General features: G+C 65.6%; 18 protein-coding genes. 3 read left to right on the forward strand and 15 right to left on the reverse strand.

Annotated elements, in window-relative coordinates; all coding sequences use genetic code 11:
- Positions 1–21: 21 nt before the first annotated feature.
- The 9 genes from bioD to AB4Y44_RS18695 form a co-directional block, all read right to left on the reverse strand.
- Positions 22–732 (reverse strand): dethiobiotin synthase, encoded by a 711-nt coding sequence (gene bioD, locus AB4Y44_RS18655; protein ID WP_368700490.1) that lies wholly within the window; start codon positions 730–732, stop codon positions 22–24.
- The gene (gene bioF, locus AB4Y44_RS18660) at positions 729–1937 is read right to left on the reverse strand and encodes an 8-amino-7-oxononanoate synthase (protein WP_368700491.1); all 1209 of its coding nucleotides are present in this window, start codon (positions 1935–1937) and stop codon (positions 729–731) included. Before bioF ends, bioD begins: the two co-directional genes overlap by 4 nt.
- Before the next feature lies 1 nt (position 1938).
- A complete protein-coding gene (bioA, locus tag AB4Y44_RS18665) occupies positions 1939–3318 on the reverse strand; it encodes an adenosylmethionine--8-amino-7-oxononanoate transaminase (RefSeq protein WP_368700492.1) in 1380 nt (459 codons plus the stop codon).
- Between the two features lie 416 nt (positions 3319–3734).
- Positions 3735–5129: a CocE/NonD family hydrolase gene (locus AB4Y44_RS18670; RefSeq protein ID WP_342924095.1), complete on the reverse strand. Its 1395-nt coding sequence runs from the start codon at positions 5127–5129 to the stop codon at positions 3735–3737.
- A 565-nt stretch (positions 5130–5694) separates the two neighbouring features.
- A complete protein-coding gene (locus AB4Y44_RS18675) occupies positions 5695–6156 on the reverse strand; it encodes a YchJ family protein (protein WP_368700493.1) in 462 nt (153 codons plus the stop codon).
- Between the two features lie 53 nt (positions 6157–6209).
- On the reverse strand, positions 6210–6887 hold the full coding sequence (locus tag AB4Y44_RS18680; RefSeq protein ID WP_342924093.1) for an SDR family oxidoreductase: 678 nt from the start codon (positions 6885–6887) through the stop codon (positions 6210–6212).
- Positions 6888–6975: 88 nt separating this feature from the next.
- Positions 6976–8172, reverse strand: a complete 1197-nt coding sequence (locus AB4Y44_RS18685; RefSeq protein WP_368700494.1) for an acetyl-CoA C-acetyltransferase — start codon at positions 8170–8172, stop codon at positions 6976–6978.
- Between the two features lie 52 nt (positions 8173–8224).
- Positions 8225–10027 carry a bifunctional isocitrate dehydrogenase kinase/phosphatase gene (gene aceK / locus AB4Y44_RS18690; RefSeq protein WP_342924136.1) on the reverse strand — a complete coding sequence of 601 codons (1803 nt, stop codon included), beginning with the start codon at positions 10025–10027 and terminating at the stop codon, positions 8225–8227.
- Between the two features lie 23 nt (positions 10028–10050).
- Entirely contained in the window at positions 10051–10494 is a 444-nt protein-coding gene (locus AB4Y44_RS18695; RefSeq protein WP_342924091.1) for a MerR family DNA-binding transcriptional regulator, read from the reverse strand.
- Between the two features lie 335 nt (positions 10495–10829).
- Between AB4Y44_RS18695 and AB4Y44_RS18700 the strand changes: the two genes are divergently transcribed.
- Positions 10830–11900 (forward strand): MBL fold metallo-hydrolase, encoded by a 1071-nt coding sequence (locus AB4Y44_RS18700; RefSeq protein ID WP_368700495.1) that lies wholly within the window; start codon positions 10830–10832, stop codon positions 11898–11900.
- A gap of 79 nt (positions 11901–11979) precedes the next feature.
- On the opposite strand, the gene lolA is transcribed toward AB4Y44_RS18700, so the two are convergent.
- Entirely contained in the window at positions 11980–12687 is a 708-nt protein-coding gene (gene lolA, locus AB4Y44_RS18705) for an outer membrane lipoprotein chaperone LolA (protein ID WP_342924089.1), read from the reverse strand.
- 87 nt (positions 12688–12774) lie between these two features.
- Entirely contained in the window at positions 12775–15096 is a 2322-nt protein-coding gene (locus tag AB4Y44_RS18710; protein ID WP_368700496.1) for a DNA translocase FtsK, read from the reverse strand.
- 422 nt (positions 15097–15518) lie between these two features.
- Here AB4Y44_RS18710 and trxB point away from each other — a divergent pair, with 422 nt between their 5' ends.
- Both trxB and AB4Y44_RS18720 read left to right on the forward strand, forming a co-directional pair.
- Complete coding sequence (trxB, locus tag AB4Y44_RS18715; protein ID WP_342924087.1) at positions 15519–16514, forward strand: thioredoxin-disulfide reductase; 996 nt, start codon at positions 15519–15521, stop codon at positions 16512–16514.
- 35 nt (positions 16515–16549) lie between these two features.
- Positions 16550–17326, forward strand: a complete 777-nt coding sequence (locus AB4Y44_RS18720) for a Smr/MutS family protein (RefSeq protein WP_342924086.1) — start codon at positions 16550–16552, stop codon at positions 17324–17326.
- A 98-nt stretch (positions 17327–17424) separates the two neighbouring features.
- On the opposite strand, the gene AB4Y44_RS18725 is transcribed toward AB4Y44_RS18720, so the two are convergent.
- The 4 genes from AB4Y44_RS18725 to AB4Y44_RS18740 form a co-directional block, all read right to left on the reverse strand.
- A complete protein-coding gene (locus AB4Y44_RS18725; RefSeq protein ID WP_342924085.1) occupies positions 17425–18543 on the reverse strand; it encodes a sn-glycerol-3-phosphate ABC transporter ATP-binding protein UgpC in 1119 nt (372 codons plus the stop codon).
- Positions 18544–18575: 32 nt separating this feature from the next.
- Positions 18576–19433 (reverse strand): carbohydrate ABC transporter permease, encoded by an 858-nt coding sequence (locus tag AB4Y44_RS18730; protein WP_176732845.1) that lies wholly within the window; start codon positions 19431–19433, stop codon positions 18576–18578.
- Positions 19423–20364: a sugar ABC transporter permease gene (locus tag AB4Y44_RS18735; protein ID WP_342924083.1), complete on the reverse strand. Its 942-nt coding sequence runs from the start codon at positions 20362–20364 to the stop codon at positions 19423–19425. The genes AB4Y44_RS18730 and AB4Y44_RS18735 overlap by 11 nt, the downstream gene beginning before the upstream one ends.
- Positions 20365–20488: 124 nt before the next feature.
- The gene (locus tag AB4Y44_RS18740; protein ID WP_342924082.1) at positions 20489–21736 is read right to left on the reverse strand and encodes an ABC transporter substrate-binding protein; all 1248 of its coding nucleotides are present in this window, start codon (positions 21734–21736) and stop codon (positions 20489–20491) included.
- Between the last annotated feature and the right edge of the window lie 252 nt (positions 21737–21988).

Raw genomic sequence — 21988 nt, forward strand, 5'->3', positions numbered from 1 at the left:
GTGACTGTGCTTGACTGTGCGTTAAGCGTTGGCGCGCAGGCGCGCGAGCAACGTGTCGATGTCCAGATGTCCGGCTGCGTCGTCGGCACTCGCACCGCGCATGTGCGGCACGACGCCGACGAGCGGCGCGCCGTACTGGACGGAGAGCCGCTCGCGCAGCGCGGCGATGTTTTCTTCGGGGAACGTCATGGCCGGGTCGATACGGTTCGCGACCCAGCCCGCGAGCGTCAATCCGCGCGCGGCAATCGCTTCGGCCGTGAGCAGCGCGTGGCTGATGCAGCCAAGGCGCATGCCCACTACGAGTACCACGGGCAGACCGAGCGCGACGGCGAGATCGGCGGTGTCTTCGGTCGCCGTGAGGGGCACGCGAAATCCGCCCACGCCTTCCACGACGACGGCATCCGCGCGCTCGCGGGCCGCCTCGTAGCAATCGACGATGCGCGCCATGTCGAGCGTCACGCCCTCGAGCGCGGCGGCGATGTGCGGCGCGGCGGGCTCCTTGAGCAGGAACGGCGTGCGGATCGCGGGCGGCAGCAGCACGCTCGCGGCGGCGTCGAGCTGGTCGGCGTCTTCGTTGTGCCACACGCCGTCGCGCTCGTCAGCGCCCGCGGCGATCGGCTTGAGCGCCGTGGCGCGCAGCCCCGCGTGGGCGAAGCCGCGCAGCAGCGCCGCGCTCACGAAGGTCTTGCCGATCTCGGTATCGGTGCCGGTGACGAAAAGCGAAACCGTCATTGCGCGAACTCCTGCGCGTTTGTGCGTGCTTCCAGACTCGCGCGCTGCAGCGAGGCGTTCAACCGGTCGAGGTCCGCGTCCGAATGCGCAGCGGAGAGCGAAATGCGCAGGCGCGACGTGCCCTCGGGCACGGTAGGCGGACGAATGGCGGGCACCCACAGGCCGTCGCGCTCCAGCGCGGCCTGCAGCGCGAGCGTCGCCTCGTTCGCGCCGATGACGAGCGGCTGCACGGCGGTATGCGAATCGACGGGCTGCCAGCAGGTATCGCCGAGCAGTGCACGCGTGCGAGCGATCAGATGCTTGAGATGCGCGCGGCGGGCATCGCCCTCCTCGCCTTCGATCAAGCGCAGGCTCGCGGACACGGCATGCGCAACGGCCGGCGACGAAGCCGTGGTGAAGATGTACGGCCGCGCACGCTGCACGAGCCATTCGATCACGGTGCCATGCGCGCAAACGAACGCACCCGAAACACCCGCTGCCTTCCCGAGCGTGCCGACCATCACGAGATGTTCCGAGCGCAGCGCGGCTTGCGCGAGCGCGCCGCGGCCTTGCGGGCCCAGCACACCGAAGCCATGCGCGTCGTCGACCACGAGCCACGCGCCATGCTGTTCCGCCAGTTCGACGAGACGCGCGAGCGGCGCGACATCGCCGTCCATGCTGAACACCGTGTCGCTCACGATCAGTTTTGCGCTCGCGTCGGAGGCTTCGAGCAGCGCGGCGAGCGCCGCCATGTCGGCATGCGGATAGATCTGGATGTCGGCGCGCGAGAGCCGCGCGCCGTCGATCAGCGAGGCGTGGTTGAGCGCATCGGAAAAGATCGTCGTGCCGCGCCCCGCGAGCGCGGTGAGCACGGCCAGGTTCGCCATGTAGCCGGTGCTGAAGTACAGCGCGCGCGGCGCCGCGACGAAGGTGCCCGAGAATGCCGCGAGATCGTCTTCGAGCTGGGCGTGCGCGCGCGAGTGGCCGCCCAGCAGATGCGAGCCGCCGCTGCCCGCGCCGTAACGCTGCGCGCCCTCGGCGATAGCCGCGACCAGTTGCGGATGCGCGGCAAGACCGAGATAGTCGTTGCTGGCAAAGCCAACAGTCGCGCGGCCGTCCACCTGCATATGCGCGCTGCAGGGCGTGTCGGCGGTACGGCGGCGGCGGCGCAGGCCGCGCGCGTCGATGTCGCGCAAGCCGTGTTCGAGGGTATCGAGCAATGCCATGTCAGAAGTCCTCCGCGACGGTGGCGTCGAACGTCTCGCGCGTGCGTGTAGCGAGGAACGCCTGCATTTCGTGGTCCAGAATATACGGCGGCATGACGTAGACCGTCGTGCCGATCGGGCGCAGCAGCAGTTCGCGCTGCAGTGCGTTTTCGAAGAAGCGGCGTGAAAACGTCGCCGCGCGCTGCGCGTCTTCGAGCGCTACGTCGAACGCGAGAATCGTCCCGCACTGGCGCAGGTTGCGCACGAGCGGATGCGCGGCGAGAGGATCGAACAACTCGCGCAGTCGCGCCGATTTGCGCGCGTTCGCAGCCAGCACGTCATCGCGCTCGAACAGGTCGAGCGTGGCGAGCGCCGCGCGACACGCGAGCGGATTGCCCGTGTACGAATGCGAGTGGAGGAAGCCGCGCGTCGTGTCATCGTCGTAGAACGACTCGTAGATCGCGTCGCGCGACAGCACGATCGAAAGCGGCAGATAGCCGCCGCTGATGCCCTTCGAAAGCGTGAGCAGATCGGGCCAGATGCCCGCCTGCTCGCACGCGAAGAAGGTGCCGGTGCGCCCGCAGCCCACGGCGATTTCATCGGCGATCAGGTGAACGCGATGGCGCTCGCACAGCGCGCGCAGGCCCTTGAGATAGGCGGGATCGTGCATCGCCATGCCGGCTGCGCACTGCACGAGCGGCTCGACGATCAGCGCGGCGATTCGCCCTTCGCGCTCGATGAAAAGACGCTCGATATCGGCCAGCGCGCGGGCCGCGACATCCGCTGCCGTTTCGCCGGCTTGCGCCGCGCGCGCGTCGGGCGAAGCGACCACATGCGCGTGATGCAGCAGCGGATCGTAAGCATCCCTGAAGAGCTTCACATCGGTCACGCCGAGCGCGCCGATGGTCTCGCCGTGGTAGCTGTTGGCAACGCAGACGAATTCGCGCTTGCCGCTCTCGCCGCGGTTGCGCCACGCATGAAAGCTCATCTTGAGCGCGATTTCGACGGCAGAGGCGCCATCGGAAGCGAAGAACGCGTGGCCGAGCACGCCGCCCGTGCGCGCCGAGAGCCGCTCGGCGAGTTCCACGGCGGGCTCGTGCGTGCAGCCCGCGAGCATGACGTGCTCTAGCGTGTCGAGCTGCGCCTTGAGCGCCGCATTGATCGAGGCATTGGCATGGCCGAAGAGGTTCACCCACCACGAACTGATCGCGTCCAGATAGCGGCGGCCCTCGCGGTCATACAGCCACGGGCCTTCTCCGCGTGCGACGGCCACGAGCGGCAGGCGCTCGTGATGTTTCATCTGGGTGCAGGGGTGCCACACGGCGCGCAGGCTGCGAGCGACCCAGTCGGTCGCGGCGCGATCTTCGCGGGCAAGGTGTGCAGGGTGAGATGGCGAATTCAAATACGACTCCCGATACGACAGCGGGACCGAGATTAACGTGTTAGCTGCCGCAATGCACTACCCCGAAAATCGCCTTCCTACGCACGGCGGCGCGACGTTTCGAGCGGTTCGGAACAACTCCGGACCGATGGAAAAGAAAGACCCGAAATGCGCGGAGATGACGACGGCAAAGTGAACCCGCCTTACGCAAAAAAATCTGTGCGACGGTGCGAAATTGCAGAACGCGGGACGGTGCGGCGGATATTTTTGGCAACGCGTGGCCAGCGCGCAGGCGCGCGAAAGTCAGACGATATGGGGCGACACAACGGGTTGCGTGCCAGGAAATGGCCCATGCAAAAGCAAAGCGGCCCGCTTTGGGGCCGCAAGCTTCCGATGCGATGGAGTGTATGAGCCCGGCAGTGGCCGGGCAGCGCGCCTTACCGGCTCGCCAGCGGGTGGTCGCTGTCGTCGGTGGTGTTGTCCGCCGTCGCACGCGTCGTGTCGCTCTCGCCGGTCTGGGCGGTCTGCGTGCCGCCGTTGTTCCAGACCACCGTGTTGTTGACGGCATAGAGGCGGCAAGGATCGGCGCTGTGCTTTTCACAGTTCGAGATCGCCACGGCCATCGGATTGTCGCCGCCTTCGGCCCACGACCATGCGCCGGAATCGGACACCGCGAAGGCGCGGCTCGGATACTGCTTGAGGAAGTTGCGATAACCGTCGCGGCCCGCCTGATCGACGAACGGCACCGAGCCGACCGAATCGATCTGCGCGAAGCCGGTGCCGCGCGGCGCGACCGGCGCGGCCACGCGGTACTGCACGGCCGTCGGCAGGCCGCGGTTGGCGAGGAACGCCTCGACCGTGGGCCACCATATCTTTACGCCGTCGCGATCGCCCACGAGGCGGTGCGCGTCGTTCTTGTAGGCGCCGAAGTCCACGAGCTTCGCCATCGCGGCCGGGCGATTCTCACCCGTTTGCGCGTCGCGGTAGGCGGCGAACATCTTCGTGACGAGGTCGGGCGACCAGACCGAGTCGTTGTCGCCGTAGAGCCAGAGCGAGGCCACGCGGGCCTTGCCGCCGTAGTCGCCGAACGCCTGCGTGAGGTTGTTCTGCCAGCCCGTGCAGGCGTCCTGGCGCAGGCCGCCCGAGAAGTTGATCAGTGCGCGCACGCCGTTGGCCGCCTCGGTGCCATAGGCCATGGTGGCCAGGCCGCCGTGCGAGGTGCCCGCGACGATGATCTGGCTCGCGTCGACATAGGGCTGCTTCGACATGTACGCGATGGTCGATGCGACATCGGCCGCCTGGCCGAGGCCGTTGCTCGCGACATCGCAGCCGTCCTGCTGATACGAGCCGCCCGACTCCGCGAAGCCCTGGCGGTTCGGCGCGACAACGACGTAGCCGCGGCGCACGAATTCGCGCGCGAACGAGAGCGGGTCGCTGCGAGCCTGGAGGTGCGGGTCGCCGGGAATCTTGCCGTGGTTGAAGATCACCATCGGGAACGGGCCGGGGCCGTTCGGGCGGTAAATCGTGGTTTCGAGCGTGACGTCGCCCGATGCATCGACGGGAACGCGGATCACCTGCTCGTTCATGCTGGCGGGCACGACCGGCAGATACGCGTCGTCAAGCGCAATGCGCGGCACGTTGGCGCTGCCGAGGGGACCGCCTGCGAGGCTGGATTGGGGAGCGTTGGCGGAATGCGTGGCCGGGGTGTTGGCGGCGAGTCGCGGGTTCGCACTCGCACTTGCCGGATCGGAAAGCGACGCTGCGTGAGCAACCGAAAGCACACACGCGGTGCCGGCTACGACCCATCCGGTAAGGAGCTTCCTGAACGCCATGCGCTACACCACCTGCAAAAGACCTGCTGCTGTGAATCCGACAACCGTCCGACCATTACCCACGCTTCAGCCCTTTCAGGGCACAACGAGACACCGTTGCGCCTGGCCGCGAAGCCAGGAGCGGGCGTGTACCCGTAACGTGGAATTGCATCGATCGGAACACCTGCGCGGCGCAGTTCTATCGTCGATCAGACCCGCCGCCAGCACCCGTTGCAGTCGATACACGCATCACGTGAAAAAACTTCTTCACTATGCACTTACGTATCGTGCGGGGCACCGTGATTAGATACTCGCACGACAAATATTTGTTGTGCAATTCAGGGGTAACCCGGCATAAGGCATGCCAACTTCGCGCAGCCCTATGAGGCAAGGCGAACACAGGACTTTTCGGCATGCGCCGAACGCGCGTTTTTAAAAAAGGTCCGGGTGGTGAGCGTCGCGCGCGGACAACAGCCGCGCGATTGTGCAGTAAGCGCTTGTTTGCAAAGGCATTATTTCCGGCGTCATGTTAGCCGGCCGGAGCGGGAATTCGTTGCGGAAAATATTGTCGGCAGTCAGTTATTTGTTAGCCAGACGAAACGTCGCCGTCAACATAGCGCCAGCGGCCGTCGTCGCCGCGCGTGAAGCGACTCGTTTCGTGCAGCCGGAACGCGCGGCCGCCCGTTTTGTAACGCGCGACGAATTCGACGATCGCGTGCGCGTCGTCGCGTTGTTCGTGACGCTTCACGGCAAGACCCAGCCAGCGCGGCGCGCCCTCGGCTGCGGGATCGACGTCGAGATCGGCGGGACAGGTTTCGGGCGCCCACGTCGCGCGCAGATACGCCTCCTCGCCCAGCACGTAGGCCGTGTAGCGCGAGCGCATCAGTTCGAGCGCCGTGACGGGGATCGCCGCGTCGTCGATGAAGCGGCCACAGCACTGCGCGTAACGCGGCGGCTTGCTGACCGCCTTCTGGTTGGGCGCAGCGCCGCCGCAAGGACAATCGGCGGGCCGGGTGGCGGGCGAGACGCGCGCGGTTTCAGCGTTCATGGGTCGAGGCTCCGTTGCGAGAGGCCGCAAGCGTAGCGCAGACGGGCGGCGCTTTACCAGTCGAGCTCAGTGCCGTCGTACTGGAAGAAGCGGCCGTTGAAGACGTCTCGCGCGGCGGCCGCCTCGGCCACCACCTCGCGCATGCCGGCGACGCTCACCGCCGGGTCGATCGCCGCATGCGCGCCGCCCATGTCGGTGCGGACCCAGCCCGGATGCAGCGCGACACAGGTGGCGCGACGCGTTTGCAGCGAGGTGATCTTCAGCACGTCGTTGAGTGCGGCCTTGCTCGCGCGATAGAGCCAGCCCGTCGTGCCCGTGGTCTCCGCAATGCTGCCCATCCGGCTCGACAGCACGCCGAGCACGCCGTGGGCGTCGTCGACGAGCGGCAACAGCACGGGGATCAACTGCATCGGGCCGCGCACGTTGGTGTTCATCACGTATTCGAAGTCTTCGGCCGTGATGGTCTCCACCCCCTCGGTGCGCGGGCCGTAGACGCCGGAGACGACGAGCGCCACGTCGAGCCGCTCGCCGTCGAGCTTCCAGCCGAGTGCAGCGATTTCCTCGGGCCGCGCGATGTCGAGCTGGAAGGTCTGCGCGCCGATTGCGCGCAGGGCTTCGAGCGCTTCGGGCCCGCGCGCCGTGGCGAGCACGCGCCAGCCGGCCTTCGCATACTGCCGCGCGAACTCGAAACCCAGGCCCCGCGACGCGCCCACGATCAACGCTGTTTTCATCTCGTCACCTTGCTTGTCCGTGCATTCAAACCGCTGCAGCGCGCCGCCTGCCCGCCATGCAAAGCGGCGCGCTTCTTCTGGCGCTAGCCTACAGCAGCTCGACGCCCATCGCCGTGGCTTCTCCGCCGCCGATGCACAGCGTCGCCACGCCGCGTTTGCCGCCGCGTGCGCGCAACGCGCCGATCAGCGTCACGAGAATGCGCGCGCCCGACGCGCCGATCGGGTGACCGAGCGCACACGCGCCGCCGTTCACATTGACCTTCTCATGCGGCAGATCGTGTTCCTTCATCGCGGCCATCGTAACCACGGCAAAGGCTTCGTTGATCTCGTAGAGATCGACGTCGCTCGCCGTCCAGCCGGTCTTCTCGAACAGCTTGCGGATCGCGCCCACCGGCGCCGTAGTGAACTTCGCGGGCTGCTGCGCAAAGGTCGAATGGCCCGTCACGCGCGCGAGCGGCCTGAGGCCGAGCTGCTTCGCCGTCGATTCGCGCATCATCACGAGCGCCGCCGCGCCGTCCGAAATCGACGACGAATTTGCGGCCGTCACCGTGCCGGTCTTGCTGAACGCGGGCTTGAGCGTCGGGATCTTGTCGAGATTGGCCTTGAACGGCTGCTCGTCGCGCGCGATGGTCGTTTCGCCCGCGCGCGAGGCCACCTTCACCGGCGCGATCTCCCATGCGAACGAGCCGTCCTCGTTGGCGCGTTTCGCGCGCTTGAGCGACTCGATCGCGAACGCGTCCTGGCGCTCGCGCGAGAAATCGTACTCGCCCGCGCATTCTTCCGCGAACGTGCCCATCAGGCGGCCCTTGTCATAGGCGTCTTCGAGGCCGTCGAGGAACATGTGGTCGAGCACCTGGCCGTGGCCCATGCGCATGCCGGCGCGCGCCTTCGGCAGCAGATAAGGCGCGTTCGACATGCTCTCCATGCCGCCCGCGACGATCACATCGGCCGAGCCCGCCAGCAGCATGTCGTGCGCAAACATCGCCGCGCGCATGCCCGAACCGCACATCTTGTTGACGGTCGTGGCACCCGCTGCGAGCGGCAGCCCCGCGCCGAGCGCCGCCTGGCGCGCGGGCGCCTGGCCCTGCCCCGCGGGCAGCACGCAGCCCATCACGACCTCGTCGACCTGTTCGGGCTTCAACCCGGCGCGCTCGACGGCCGCCGCGATCGCCGCCGCGCCAAGCTGCGGCGCGGTGAGCGTCGCGAAATCGCCCTGAAAGCCCGCCATCGGCGTGCGCACCGCCGAAACGATCACGATGGCGTCCTGCTTTTGCGTCTCACTCATGTTTGTGCTCCTTGATGAATCCGTTTGCATTCGCTGTTGGCCGCACGCGCGTTCAGGCAACGCGCACGGCCGGCGCGTCTTCACGCCCGAAACGTTCCGGGTAACACACGCTGAAACGAATCGATGCGTCGTAGGGAAAGCAGTCCGGCACTTCGCCCGCGATGAGCCTCGCGCGGCTCTCCTGCCAGAGCGCGGGCTCGAAAAAGTCCGCGTGATGGGCGAGAAATGCGCGCTTCACGCGCGGATCGCCGAGCAAAAACGTGCCGTACGTCTCCGGAAAGATGTCGCGCGGGCCGACTGCGTACCACGGCTCGCCCGATAGTTCGTCTTCCTCATGACGCGGCGGCGGCACGGCACGCACGTTGCAGTCGGTGAGATATTCGATCTCGTCGTAGTCGTAGAAGACCACGCGGCCGTTGCGCGTCACGCCGAAATTCTTGTAGAGCATGTCGCCCGGAAAGATATTCGCGCGCAGCAGGTCCTTGATCGCGTTGCCGTATTCGCGAATGCCATGCTCGACTTCCGCGTCGCTGCCGTTCTGCAGATAGAGGTTGAGCGGCACCATGCGCCGCTCGATGTAGACGTGACGGATCACGAGGTTGTCGCCCTCGTATTCGAGCATCGAGGGCGCGAGTGTCTCCAGCTCGCGCACGAGCGCGTCGTCGAGCCGCGCGATGGGCAGCGCGACGCTCGAATATTCGAGCGTGTCGGCGAGGCGCCCGAGCCGGTCGTGGCGCTTCACGAGCTGATACTTCGCTTCGACCTGCTCGCGCGTAGTCTCTTTCGGCGCGGGAAAGCTGTCCTTGATGACCTTGAACACGTACGGATACGAAGGCAGCGTGAACACGATCATCACCATGCCGCGGATGCCGGGCGCGACGATGAACGGGTCGCTCGAATGCGAGAGGTGGTGCAGCAAGTCGCGATAGAACAGGTTCTTGCCCTGCTTCTGCAAGCCGAGCGAGGTGTAGATTTCGCCCTTGGCCTTGCGCGGCATGACGGTGCGCAGAAACTCGACGTAGGCGGACGGCACTTCCATGTCCACCAGAAAATACGAGTGCGAGAAGCTGAAGAGGATGAGCATCTGCTCCGTGCGCAGTAGCACCGTGTCCAGTGCAAGCCTGCCCGACTCCACATGACGGACCGGCACGACGAACGGCGCGAGCAGATCGCCGTTGATGATGCGCCCGACGATATACGCGCCTTTATGCCGGAAAAACAGCGACGAAAGTACGTGAATCTGGAAGTTCGGCTTGGGCTCGACCACCCCGAAGGTGTCGAGCATCGTCTGCATGATGCAGTCGACGTCGCGCCCGAGATCCTCGAACGGCGTCTCCAGCTGGAAGTTCGTGACGATGCGCTCGAGCGTCGCCGCGACGCCGTCCTTGCCCGGATAGTACGCGCGATAGGTGGGCTTCGCGGCGGGCTCGTCGTTCTCGATGTATTCGGTCGAGATGGCGGGCCGCACGAAGATGAAATCGTTGTTGAAGTACGAGCGATGCAGGATCTTGCAGCACACGGAGTTGAAGAACGTCTCCGCACATTCGGGCTGCCGGTGCGTCGTGAGCAGGCCGATGTAGTGCAGCTTGATCTGCTGCCACACTTCGTCGTCGATGCTCTCGGCGCCGTATTCGTCTTCGAGCGCAACCACACACTCCTTCACGCGGTCGTCATACGAGGCGATACGTTCGCGCGCGAGCTGTTGCAGGGCGCGCCAGTCTGCGGCCTCGAAGAACGTCCGCGCCCTCGCCGCCGCGTCGCAGAAGTTGTGGTAGTGACGGTTGAAGCCGTCGAGCATGGTCTGCGCGACATCGAAGCCGATCTGCGAAGAGAGCAGTTTCGGGAAGTGTTTCATGGCGGCCATGCCCGTTGCGCGCGTCAGCGTTTCGCGCGAGCGGCGGCGGGAGCGTCGCTCTCGTGCGCCGCGCTCTCGTGCACCGCATTCCTGTCGAGCAGCGCGCGCGCCTGGGCCTCGTACTGCGCGAGGTCTTCGAGCGTCGCGTCGAGGTCCGCGCGCTGGCGCTCGAGTATCTCGCGGTGATGCACCACCGTGTCGAGGAACGCCTGAAGCTGCGGGAGCGTGTCGGTCGGCGACTCGTAGAGGTCGAGCAGCGTGCGGATCTCCGAGAGCGTGAAGCCGAGCCGCTTGCCGCGCAGCGTCAGCTTCAGCCGCGTGCGATCGCGCCCCGAAAAGACGCGCTTCAAGCCGCCCGCGCCTTCGCGGCTCGGCGCGAGCAGGCCCTGGTCCTCGTAGAAGCGGATCGCGCGCGGCGTTACGTCGAATTCCCGGGCGAGTTCGGTAATCGTGTACTGGGTCGTCATGGTGTGCGGAAGGCGGCTGGCCCGGCTGTTGTCTGCACGACAGCGCGAGGGACGATAGAATCGACGTTTACGTTATCGTCAAGTACGCGGTTACGCAACCGGCAGGAGCGACGCGCAAGACGCGCTTTGCATGGGGCCGGAGCAGGCGCACAAGCGCCAGCGCCGGCCGACCGTTTTACGTGGGACCAGAGTAAGTGCTTTGCATGGGCCCGGAGTAGGTGCTAAAGCACCAACTCCGGCCGACAGCTAAAGCGCTAACTCTGGTCGACCGTTTTACGTGGGACCAGAGTAAGCGCTAAAGCGCTAACTCTGGTCGACAGGAGAAGACACCCCCAATGAATGCCCTCGAACACCAACTCGACTATCCCTACGCCGACACGCTGCCGGAGCCCGGCCTCGCCTTCGATGTCGCGCCGGGCGTGAAATGGCTGCGCATGCCGCTGCCGTTCGCGCTCGACCACATCAACCTCTGGCTGCTGCGCGACGAGATCGACGGCCAGCAAGGCTGGACCGTGGTGGACTGCGGCATCACCAACGACACCATCAAGGCCCGCTGGGAAGCCGTGTTCGAGAACCAGCTGGAAGGCCTGCCGGTGCTGCGCGTGCTCGTCACGCATTGCCACCCCGACCATATCGGCCTTGCGCACTGGATTTGCGCGGGCGGGGACAAGGCGCGCTGGGACGTGCGCCTGTGGACCACGCTCGGCGAATACATGCAGGCCCGCGTGATGGCCGCCGGCGACGGCTCGAACGCGGGCGGCGAAAGCGCCGCGCGCCATTTCGCACGTCACGGGCTCACGGACGAAGCCGCGCTCGACAAGCTGCGCAATCGCCGCGGCTATTACGGCAGCCTCGTGCCCGCGCTGCCCACGCAATACCGCCGCCTGCGCGAAGCCGATACGGTGGCGATCGGCGGGCGCGACTGGCGCGTCATCACGGGCTACGGCCACTCGCCCGAGCATTGCGCGCTGTTCTGCGAAGCAACCGGCGTGCTGATCTCCGGCGACATGGTGCTGCCGCGCATCTCGACCAACGTCTCCGTGTTCGACATGGAGCCGGAAGGCAATCCGCTCGGCCTCTACCTGGCGTCGCTCGGCCGCTACGAAACGCTGCCCGAGAACACGCTCGTGCTGCCCTCGCACGGCAAGCCGTTTCGCGGCGTGCGCACGCGCATCGCTCAGTTGCGCGCGCACCATGACGCACGCCTTGCCGAAGTGATCGAGGCGTGCGGGCGAGCGCCGCAAAGCGCCGCCGACATCGTGCCGATGATGTTCAAGCGCGAACTCGACATCCACCAGATGACCTTCGCGATGGGCGAGGCGCTCGCGCACCTGAACCTGCTGTGGCTCGAAGGCAAGGTCACGCGCACGACCGGCTCGGACGGCGTGATCCGCTTCATGGCCTGAGACGCCACTGCGCACAAAAAAAACGGGCGGCCCGCAAGGAGCTGCCCGTTTTTTTATGTTTAGCGCGAAATGAACGGCCTTAGTTCGAGCCGCCCGTGATCAGATCGGCGCCCGGCGGCCGCACGAACTTGAAGGTCGAGGCCGGCAGCGACGGGTTCTTCTCGATGTTGGAGAACGTGAGCAGCGTCACGTTGCCGAACACGTCGTGCAGTTCCATGGCTTCGAGGTTGCCGTCGCGAAAGCCGATGCCCACGCTCTTGAACTGCGTGTCCTTCGACTTCGGGATCAGCTCCAGCCAGTCGATGCCGTTCTTCACGCCCGCGTCCGAGAGCGTGAAATTCTTGTCGAGATCGTTGCTGCCGAACAGGATCGCCGCGGGGCTAGCGCCGAGCGCGCCGCCGAGCTTGCGCTCGGTCACCTGGTTCAGGTCCTTGTCGTAGACGTAGAGGTTGTCGCCGTCCGACTGCAGCACTTGCTGATACGGCTTCTCATACGACCAGATGAACTTGCCGGGCCGCGCGAACACGAACGTGCCGCTCGAGGTCTTGGCGTTCATCGTGGCTGTGGCAATGGCGTCGCTGGCGTTCTTCGCACCCGAGGGCGCCTTGAGTTCCCGCTGCACGAAGCTGCCGCGCGCGGAGTGCACCTGCGAGACGAACTGCTTCAGTTGATCGGTGCCGCTCGCATACGCCTGCGAGATCATCAGGACCGACGCGCCTAGCGCAACGAAGAGCGCGCGGCGCGCGGTGTGCGCAAAGCGGGTCGGAAGTCCAGCCGGATACTGCATCAATCGTTCTCCAAGAGGTGTGTCTTTGGCCGTCGGGTTGCCGGAGCCACGCCAGGCCGTTGCCGAAGCGCGGCGGCCCGGCGCGGCTTACTCGGCGTCGCCGCGGTTGGGCACGAGGATCTCGCGGTTGCCGCTCGACGACATCGCCGAGACGAGCCCGGACTGCTCCATCTGTTCGAGCAGTCGCGCCGCGCGGTTGTAGCCGATGCGCAAGTGCCGCTGCACGAGCGAAATCGACGCGCGGCGATTCTTGATGACCACTTCGACGGCCTGGTCGTACAGCGGATCGGACTCGTCGCCGGTGCCGCTGGTTCCCGCAGCCGTGCCCTCGTCGCCTTCGCCGCCCACCCCGCCTTCGAGAATGCCCTCGATATAGTTCGGCTCGCCCTGCTCCTTGAGCTTCTCGACGACGCGGTGCACCTCGTCGTCGGCGACGAACGCGCCGTGTACGCGCACGGGCAGACCCGTGCCCGGCGGCAGGTAGAGCATGTCGCCCATGCCGAGCAGCGACTCGGCGCCCATCTGGTCGAGAATCGTGCGCGAGTCGATCTTCGAGGAGACCTGGAAGGCAATGCGCGTGGGTACGTTGGCCTTGATGAGGCCCGTGATGACGTCCACCGAAGGCCGCTGCGTCGCGAGAATCAGGTGGATGCCGGCGGCGCGCGCCTTTTGTGCGATACGCGCGATCAGCTCTTCGACCTTCTTGCCGACCACCATCATGAGGTCGGCGAGTTCGTCGATCACGACCACGATATGCGGCAGCTTCTGGCACGGTTCCGGATCCTCCGGCGTGAGGCTGAACGGGTTCGGGATCTTCTCCTCGCGCTTGTTCGCCTCTTCGATCTTGTTGTTGTAGCCCGCGAGATTGCGCACGCCCAGCTTGCTCATGAGCTTGTAGCGGCGCTCCATCTCGGCCACGGTCCAGTTCAGCGCGTTGCCGGCCTGGCGCATGTCGGTCACGACCGGGCAGAGCAGATGCGGAATGCCCTCGTAGACACTCATTTCGAGCATCTTCGGGTCGATCAGGATCATGCGGACCTGCTCGGCGCTCGCCTTGTAGAGCAGCGACAGGATCATCGCGTTGATCCCCACCGACTTGCCCGAGCCGGTCGTGCCGGCCACGAGCAGGTGAGGCATCTTCGCGAGATCGGCGCACACCGGCTTGCCGCCGATGTCCTTGCCGAGGCCCATGGTGAGCGCCGAAGGCGCGTCGGCATATACCGCCGAGCCGAGGATTTCCGAAAGACGCACAGTCTGGCGGCGCTGGTTCGGCAGCTCCAGCGCCATGAAATTCTTGCCCGGAATCGTTTCCACCACGCGGATCGAGACGAGCGAGAGCGAACGCGCGAGGTCCTTCGCGAGGTTCACGATCTGGCTGCCCTTCACGCCCGTGGCCGGCTCGATCTCGTAGCGCGTGACGACCGGGCCCGGATACGCGGCCACCACGGCCACGTCCACGCCGAAGTCCTTGAGCTTTTTCTCGATCAGGCGCGAGGTGAATTCGAGCGTGTCGTCGGAGATGGTTTCCTGGGTGGCCGAAGCCGGATCGAGCAGCGAGATCGCCGGCAGCGTGGAGTCGCCCGGCAGATCCTTGAAGAGCGGCACCTGGCGCTCTTTCTCGACGCGCTCGGAGCGCTGTGGCGTGACCACCGGCGGCACGATCGTGACCGGCTCGTGTTCCTCGATCTTCACGCGGCCGCGCTCGACCTTGCCTTCACGCTTGACGGCCGCCGCTTCGCCGAGCTTGCGGTCGCGGCCTGCTTCGCGGCGCAGCCTCGCCATGGTCACGGCGTTGATGATGGATTCGCCGACCCGTTCGGCGACCGAGAGCCACGAAAAGCGGAAATAGAGCGAAAGACCGATCGCGAGCGCGATCAGCAGCGCGAGCGTACCGCCCGTGAAGCCGAGCGCGTGCGAAACGCCGCGCGCCACCGCGCCGCCGACCACGCCGCCGGGCGTCTGGGGCAACTGCACCTTGAGCGACCACATGCGCAGCGCTTCGATGCCGCAGCTCGACAGCATGACGAGCACGAACGACAAGGCTTCGGCGACCCAACTGATGTCGCGCGGCTTGTCCTCGTCATCGTCGGCAATCGCTTCGTGGCGCGTGATGCGCTGGTAGTTCGCCGAGATGAGGCGCCCCAGCAGCACGATCCACCAATAGGCGGAAAGTCCGAACAGCAGCAGCAGGATGTCCGAGACGCGCGCGCCGACGCGCCCCGCCCAGTTCGAGATGTGGTCGACCTGGGCCGCGTGCGTCCAGCTCGGGTCGTGGCGGCTGTAGCTGATGAGCGCCATCAGCAGGAATACGCCTAGCGCGACCTGCAGGATCCAGCGAATTTCGGTGAAAAGGCGCGACATGCGGTGAGGCAATGCCTGCGCCTGCGCGGAATAGGGAGCTTTGGCCATTGAATCCTGGGCTGATTCTTGATGCGTTTGCGGTCCGCCAGTCCTTCCGTATGCCCGAAACCCCGGGCAGACGGGCGCGGCCGCCGTCGTCCGATCCGGCCTATTGTAAACGCGTTGTTTCGGCCCCGGCGGCCCCTCGCTGTAAATGACGGTAACTGACAACGCTGCGGGCGCGCCACAGGGCGACATCCGGCCGCGCCGCGCCGCGTCGAGCCGCCCTGCACGGCCGGCCGCAAGCCTCAGGCTATCGCGCCGATGAGGAAGCTTCATCGAGCGGCGAACTCCCCCCGCCTTTATAATTGCGGGCTGATGCCCAATTACATGCGTGAGCCCCGCCGCAACGCCGGGCGGCCCGACCAGGCACCCCTAAGCCGGGCGCCCGACATTTCGCGCCACGCAGCGTCTTTCTACGGAATTCGATCATGTCTGCAACCAAACACGCCAAAGTCCTGATTCTCGGTTCCGGCCCCGCCGGCTACACGGCCGCCGTCTACGCGGCGCGCGCGAACCTTTCGCCGCTGCTCGTCACGGGTCTCGCCCAGGGTGGCCAGCTCATGACGACGACCGACGTCGAAAACTGGCCGGCAGACCCGAACGGCGTGCAAGGCCCCGAGCTGATGCAGCGTTTCCTCGAGCACGCCGAGCGCTTCAACACGGAAATCGTGTTCGATCACATCCATACGGCGAAGCTGAACGAAAAGCCCATCCGCCTGATCGGCGACTCGGCCGAGTACACCTGCGACTCGCTCATCATCGCGACCGGAGCGTCGGCGCAATACCTCGGCCTGCCGAGCGAAGAGCTGTACATGGGCCGCGGCGTCTCGGCCTGCGCGACCTGCGACGGCTTCTTCTACCGCAACCAGCACGTCGCCGTGATCGGCGGCGGCAACACGGCCGTCGAAGAGGCGCTCTACCTCTCGGGCATCGCGAAGAAGGTCACGGTCATTCACCGCCGCGACAAGTTCCGCGCCGAGCCGATCCTGATCGACCGCCTGCTGGAAAAGGAAAAGGAAGGCGTGGTCGAGATCAAGTGGGATCACGTGCTCGACGAAGTGAAGGGCAACGAAGGCGGCGTGAACGGCCTGCGCATCAAGAACGTGAAGACGGGCGAGACCACCGAGCTCGACCTGCAGGGTCTGTTCGTCGCGATCGGCCACAAGCCGAACACGGACATCTTCGAAGGCCAGCTCGAGATGAAGAACGGCTACATCATCACGAACGGCGGCCTGAACGGCAATGCTACCGGCACGAGCGTGCCGGGCGTGTTCGCGGCCGGCGACGTGCAGGATCACGTCTATCGCCAGGCGATCACGAGCGCGGGTACGGGCTGTATGGCCGCACTCGACGCGCAGCGCTACCTCGAGACCGTCAACGAGCTGGGCCAGGCGCACGTGATGAGCGCCGAAGCCGACCGCTAAGCCGGGCGAGCGAGCTTCACCCAGCGTCTTTCGCCATGCCCAAGAACGTGCCCCACCCGGGCGAACCGAGGCGCCCCGCCCCGGCTCGCCCTGATCCGGCGCCCGCGCCTGCTCCCGCGGCGGACGAAGCCACGCCTGGCAAGACGGCTTCCGGCTTCGCCGGCCTCGGCAGCCTGCGCGACGCGCTCAAGGTGCAAACCCGCCAGCGCGAGCGCGAACGCGTGGCCGCGCAGGCGGCGCGTGTCGAAGCCGCTGCGGACAGCGACCTGTTTCGCCGCGAGATCGGCCAGGTCGCGCCGCTCAAGCAGCCTGTGCGTGCGCATCCGCGCCGCGCAGCACCGGTGCCGCTGCCACTGCAAACGCGGCTCGACGAGCAGGCCGTGCTGCACGAAGCGATCTCCGACGAATTCGACCCGGAAGCGTTTCTCGACACCGACGACTCGCTCTACTACCACCGCCCCGGCGTGAGCGAGGAGGTCGTCAAGAAGCTGCGGCGCGGCACGTGGATCGTGCAGGCGCAACTCGACCTGCACGGCATGCGCCGCGAGGAAGCGCGCGAGGCGCTGCAGAACTTCATCCGTGAAGCGGGCAAGCGCGGGCTGCGCTGCGTGCGCGTGATCCACGGCAAGGGCCTGGGGTCCGTCGGCAAGGAGCCGGTGCTCAAGGGCAAGGTGCGCGCGTGGCTCGTGCAGAAGGAAGAAGTCATCGCGTTCTGCCAGGCGCGGCCGCACGACGGCGGCGCGGGCGCCGTGCTCGTGCTGTTGCAGCCGCACCCGGTCGGGCACGGACAGCATCATTCACACGCGCCCTGACCGAACCCGTCATCGGCGCGTCGATATGAAAAAACCCCGTTGCTGCCTGCGCAGCGAACGGGGTTTTTTATTGCGCCGGGCAAACCGGCGCACGGCGATCAGGCGAGGCGCTCTTCCGTCTTCGGGTCGAACAGCACGGCCTTCGAAACGTCGAACAGCAGTTCCATGTTGTTGAGCGGCTGCGGGTTCGCACCCGGGTGCACGCGGCTCACGATGCGCTTGCCGTTGACCTGCGCGAACACGAGCGTGTCCGGACCGGTCGGCTCGATCACGTCGACCTTCACCGAGTGGCGCTGCAGTTCGTGGCCGTGACCGTCGTGCGAGCTGCGCGCGTCGGTGATGCGCTCCGGGCGCAGGCCCAGCACCACTTCCTGGCCGATCTGGCCGCGCAGCTTGTTCGCTTCGAACGGCAGGTTCAGCACGCTGCGCGCCACACCGGTGTCGAGCTCGATGCCGATACCCGAGCCCTGCTCCACCAGCTTGCCGTTGATGAAGTTCATCGGCGGCGCGCCGATGAAGCCCGCCACGAACAGGTTCGACGGCGAATCGTAGATCTCCTGCGGTGCGCCGAATTGCTGCACGATGCCGTCCTTCATGACCGCGATGCGGTCGCCGAGCGTCATCGCTTCGATCTGGTCGTGCGTCACGTAGACGATGGTCGTGCCTACGCGCTGATGCAGCAGCTTGATTTCCGAGCGCATCTCGATACGCAGCTTCGCGTCGAGGTTCGAGAGCGGCTCGTCGAACAGGAACATGACCGGATCGCGCGCGAGCGCACGGCCCATGGCCACGCGCTGGCGCTGGCCGCCCGACAGCTGGCCCGGCTTGCGGTCGAGCAGGTGCTCGATCTGCAGCAGCTTCGACACGCGGCCGACGATCTCCGTCTGCTGGTTCTTCGGCACCTTGCGGATGTTCAGGCCGAACGAGATGTTCTCGCGCACCGTCATCGACGGATAGAGCGCGTACGACTGGAACACCATTGCGATGTCGCGATCCTTCGGGGAGAGGTTGTTCACCGTCTTGCCGTCGATCTGGATCTCGCCCTTGGTCACGGTTTCTAGACCCGCGATCATGTTGAGCAGCGTCGACTTACCGCAACCCGAACCGCCGACCAGAATCAGGAACTGGCCGTCTTCGATGTCGATGTTCACGCCCTTGAGGACGGGAACCCCGTTCGGGTAGGTCTTGTAGACGTCGCGAATGGAAAGGCTTGCCATGATGCTATGAATCCTTTTAATCGAATGCGGGTTTAACCCTTCACCGCGCCCGCCGTGAGACCGCGCACGAAGTAGCGGCCGGCGATCACGTAGACGAGCAGCGTGGGCAGCGCGGCGATGATCGCGCCGGCCATGTCGACGTTGTATTCCTTCACGCCCGTGGACGTGTTCACGAGATTGTTCAGCGCCACCGTGATCGGCATCGAATCGACGCCCGAGAACACGATACCGAACAGGAAGTCATTCCAGATCTGCGTGAATTGCCAGATCAGGCACACCATGAAGATGGGCAGCGAGATCGGCAGCATGATGCGCGTGAAGATCATGAAGAAACCGGCGCCGTCGATGCGCGCGGCCTTCACGAGTTCAGCGGGCACGCTCACGTAGAAGTTGCGGAAGAACATCGTGGTGAACGCAATGCCGTACACGACGTGCACCAGCACCAGACCGCCGATCGTGTTCGACAGGCCGAGGAAGCCTTCGAGACGCGCCATCGGCAGCAGGATGGCCTGGAACGGGATGAAGCAGCCCACCAGCAGCATCGTGAAGAGCGCGTCCGCGCCGCGAAAGCGCCAGTGCGTGAGCACGTAACCGTTGAACGCGCCGATGATCGACGAGATCAGCACGGCCGGAATCACCATCTTCACCGAGTTCATGAAGAACGGCTGCATGCCGTCACAGCGCACGCCGGTACAGGCTTCGCTCCACGCCTTGATCCACGGCGCGAAGGTCGGGCTCGTGGGCAGCGAGAGCATGGTGCCCGTGTGAATCTGGTCGAGCGACTTGAACGACGTCGACAGCATCACGTAGAGCGGGAACAGGAAGTACAACGCGAACAGGATCAGCGCCGCATAGATGACCACGCGGCTCACGTTCATCTTAGGCTGCATTGCGCGTGCTCCTCGATTCCAGATACATGAGCGGCACGAGCACGGCCACGACGGTGGCGAGCATCATCATCGACGAAGCTGCGCCGACGCCGAGCTGCCCGCGGTTGAACGAAAACGTGTACATGAAGATGGCCGGCAGCGACGACGACGTGCCCGGACCACCGGCCGTCAAGGCGACGACGAGGTCGAACGTCTTGATCGTGATGTGGCACAGGATCAGCAGCACGGAGAAGAACACCGGACGCATGCTCGGAATCACGATCTTGCGATAGATCGTGGGCAGCGTCGCGCCGTCCACCTGGGCCGCCTTGAAGATCTCGCTGTCGACACCGCGCAGGCCGGCGAGGAACAGCGCCATGCAAAAGCCCGTGGACTGCCACACCGCGGCGACCACGATACAGAAAATGGCCTTGTCCGGGTCGTTGAGCCAGTCGATGTGGAAGCTCGTCCAGCCGATGCTGTGCATCACCTGCTGAATGCCGAGGTCCGGATTGAAGATCCACTGCCATGCCGTGCCCGTCACGATGTACGAGAGCGCCATCGGATAAAGGAACACCGCGCGCAGCGCGCCTTCCTGACGAATCTGCTGGTCGAGCAGGATCGCGAGGAACAGCCCGAGCGCGACGCAGATCGCGATGAACGGAATGCCGAACCATCCGAGGTTCTGCGCCGACGTCCACCAGACGTCGTTGGAGAACAGCTCGCGATAGCGGTCGAGACCCGCGAATTCATAGCGCGGCATCAGACGCGAGGTCGAGAGCGACAGATAGCCGGTAATGAGAATGAAGCCGTAGACGAATACGAGGCTGATCACAATGCTGGGCGAAAGCACCAGCTTCGGGATCCAGCGGTCTGCGAGCGCCGCCATGGGCGACGCGCGGCGGGTGGCAGGCGTGGCCGCCTTGCCGTTGCCGCTAAGAGAAGCAGTCACTGCGCAACTCCTGGTACGGTGCGAAAACCGCTTTCGCACGATGATGGGGTTCAGAGGGTGAACCGTCATGCCCGGGGCGCGCCACGGATGGCGCCCCCCGTCTTACAGCACTAACCTGCTACGCTCACTTCGTCTTCGCAGCCTTCGCGAGCGCTTCCACCGCGCTCTTCGAATCCTGGGTCGAGTTCATGAACTTCGTCACGACGTCGGTGATCGCACCGGCCGTTGCGTCCGGCTGAGCCATGCCGTGAGCGAGCGACGGCACATAGCCGCCGGCTTTGATCGCGATCTGCTCATCCGCGTACGACTTCTTCGCGCATGCGTCGAACTTGCTCATGTCCACGCCGAGACGGACCGGAATCGAACCCTTGTACAGGCTGAACTGCTCCTGGAAGCCCGGGCTCATGATCGTCTTCGCGAGCGCAAGCTGGCCAGGCGTTGCTTCCTTCTGGCCCTTCTGCTGGAAGAACACGAACGAGTCAACGTTAAAAGTGTAGGCCTTTGCCGTGCCCGGCACCGCTGCGCAAACGTAGTCCGTATCCGGCTGCTTGTTCGCGTTCGCGAACTCGCCCTTGGCCCAGTCGCCCATGAACTGCATGCCGGCCTTGCCGTTGATGACCATGGCCGTTGCAAGGTTCCAGTCGCGGCCCGTGCGGCCGTTATCCATGTACGACTCGATCTTGCGGACCGTGTCGAACACGCCGACCATCTGCTGCGACGTGAGGGTCTTCTGGTCGAGGTCGACGAGTGCCTTCTTGTAGAAGTCCGCGCCCTGCGAGAGGACCACGTCTTCCCACAGCGTCAGGTCCTGCCACGGCTGGCCGCCAGCGGCGACCGGCTGGATGCCTGCAGCCTTCATCTTGTCGGCCAGCGCGAAGAATTCCGGCCACGTGGTCGGCGCCTTGCCGCCCACCTTGTCGAGCGCTGCCTTGTTGATCCACACCCAGTTCACGCGGTGCACCGAGAACGGCGCTGCCACGTAGTGGCCCTCGGCGTGCATGATCTTGTCGATCTGCGGCGGCAGATTGGCCTTCCAGTCGCCGGCGACGGAGTCGACGTTCACCAGCACGCCCTGGTCAGCCCATTCCTGGATCAGCGGACCCTTGATCTGGGCGGCCGTCGGTGCGTTGCCCGAGATCACCTGGGTCTTCAGTGCGGTCATGGCCGCCGCGCCCGCGCCACCGGCGACCGCGAAGTCCTTCCACACATAGCCCTGCTTCGTCATGTCGTCCTTGAGCACGCCGACGGCCTTCGACTCGCCGCCCGAAGTCCACCAGTGCAGCACTTCGAGGGACTCGGCCGCTTGCGCCGTGGCGACGCCACCCAACAGACCTGCTGCGCACAGGGCGCCCATGATCGCGCGGAATTTCATTGCTTATCTCCTCCAGACACCTGAACAAAAAACGATTGGCCCCTGATCGCCAGGGTGCGGTGGTTGGTCAAACAGGCAAAACAGGCAAAACACTGGACGGACGGGCGCCGGAGTGCCGCGCGCGCGTGCTTTTCATTAGATGCGCGCGGGCCGCGTGCCGGTTACCGGCCGCAGGACGCTCAAGAGATGAGTGGTTCGGAATGCAACTTGACTGTCTCCTCTTTTGATTTTCGCCGGCCACCCGGCCGGCCG

Source organism: Paraburkholderia sp. BR10937 (assembly GCF_040965695.1).
Classification (GTDB): domain Bacteria; phylum Pseudomonadota; class Gammaproteobacteria; order Burkholderiales; family Burkholderiaceae; genus Paraburkholderia.

Coding starts and splice junctions, on each gene's coding strand:
- AB4Y44_RS18700 (WP_368700495.1), top strand. CDS start 10,830: ATGAATGCCCTCGAACACCAACTCGACTATCCCTACGCCGACACGCTG.
- AB4Y44_RS18720 (WP_342924086.1), top strand. CDS start 16,550: ATGCCCAAGAACGTGCCCCACCCGGGCGAACCGAGGCGCCCCGCCCCG.
- AB4Y44_RS18675 (WP_368700493.1), bottom strand. CDS start 6,156: ATGAACGCTGAAACCGCGCGCGTCTCGCCCGCCACCCGGCCCGCCGAT.
- aceK (WP_342924136.1), bottom strand. CDS start 10,027: ATGAAACACTTCCCGAAACTGCTCTCTTCGCAGATCGGCTTCGATGTC.
- bioF (WP_368700491.1), bottom strand. CDS start 1,937: ATGGCATTGCTCGATACCCTCGAACACGGCTTGCGCGACATCGACGCG.
- AB4Y44_RS18725 (WP_342924085.1), bottom strand. CDS start 18,543: ATGGCAAGCCTTTCCATTCGCGACGTCTACAAGACCTACCCGAACGGG.
- AB4Y44_RS18695 (WP_342924091.1), bottom strand. CDS start 10,494: ATGACGACCCAGTACACGATTACCGAACTCGCCCGGGAATTCGACGTA.
- AB4Y44_RS18680 (WP_342924093.1), bottom strand. CDS start 6,887: ATGAAAACAGCGTTGATCGTGGGCGCGTCGCGGGGCCTGGGTTTCGAG.
- lolA (WP_342924089.1), bottom strand. CDS start 12,687: ATGCAGTATCCGGCTGGACTTCCGACCCGCTTTGCGCACACCGCGCGC.
- AB4Y44_RS18685 (WP_368700494.1), bottom strand. CDS start 8,172: ATGAGTGAGACGCAAAAGCAGGACGCCATCGTGATCGTTTCGGCGGTG.
- AB4Y44_RS18740 (WP_342924082.1), bottom strand. CDS start 21,736: ATGAAATTCCGCGCGATCATGGGCGCCCTGTGCGCAGCAGGTCTGTTG.
- AB4Y44_RS18710 (WP_368700496.1), bottom strand. CDS start 15,096: ATGGCCAAAGCTCCCTATTCCGCGCAGGCGCAGGCATTGCCTCACCGC.
- trxB (WP_342924087.1), top strand. CDS start 15,519: ATGTCTGCAACCAAACACGCCAAAGTCCTGATTCTCGGTTCCGGCCCC.
- AB4Y44_RS18670 (WP_342924095.1), bottom strand. CDS start 5,129: ATGGCGTTCAGGAAGCTCCTTACCGGATGGGTCGTAGCCGGCACCGCG.
- bioD (WP_368700490.1), bottom strand. CDS start 732: ATGACGGTTTCGCTTTTCGTCACCGGCACCGATACCGAGATCGGCAAG.
- AB4Y44_RS18730 (WP_176732845.1), bottom strand. CDS start 19,433: ATGCAGCCTAAGATGAACGTGAGCCGCGTGGTCATCTATGCGGCGCTG.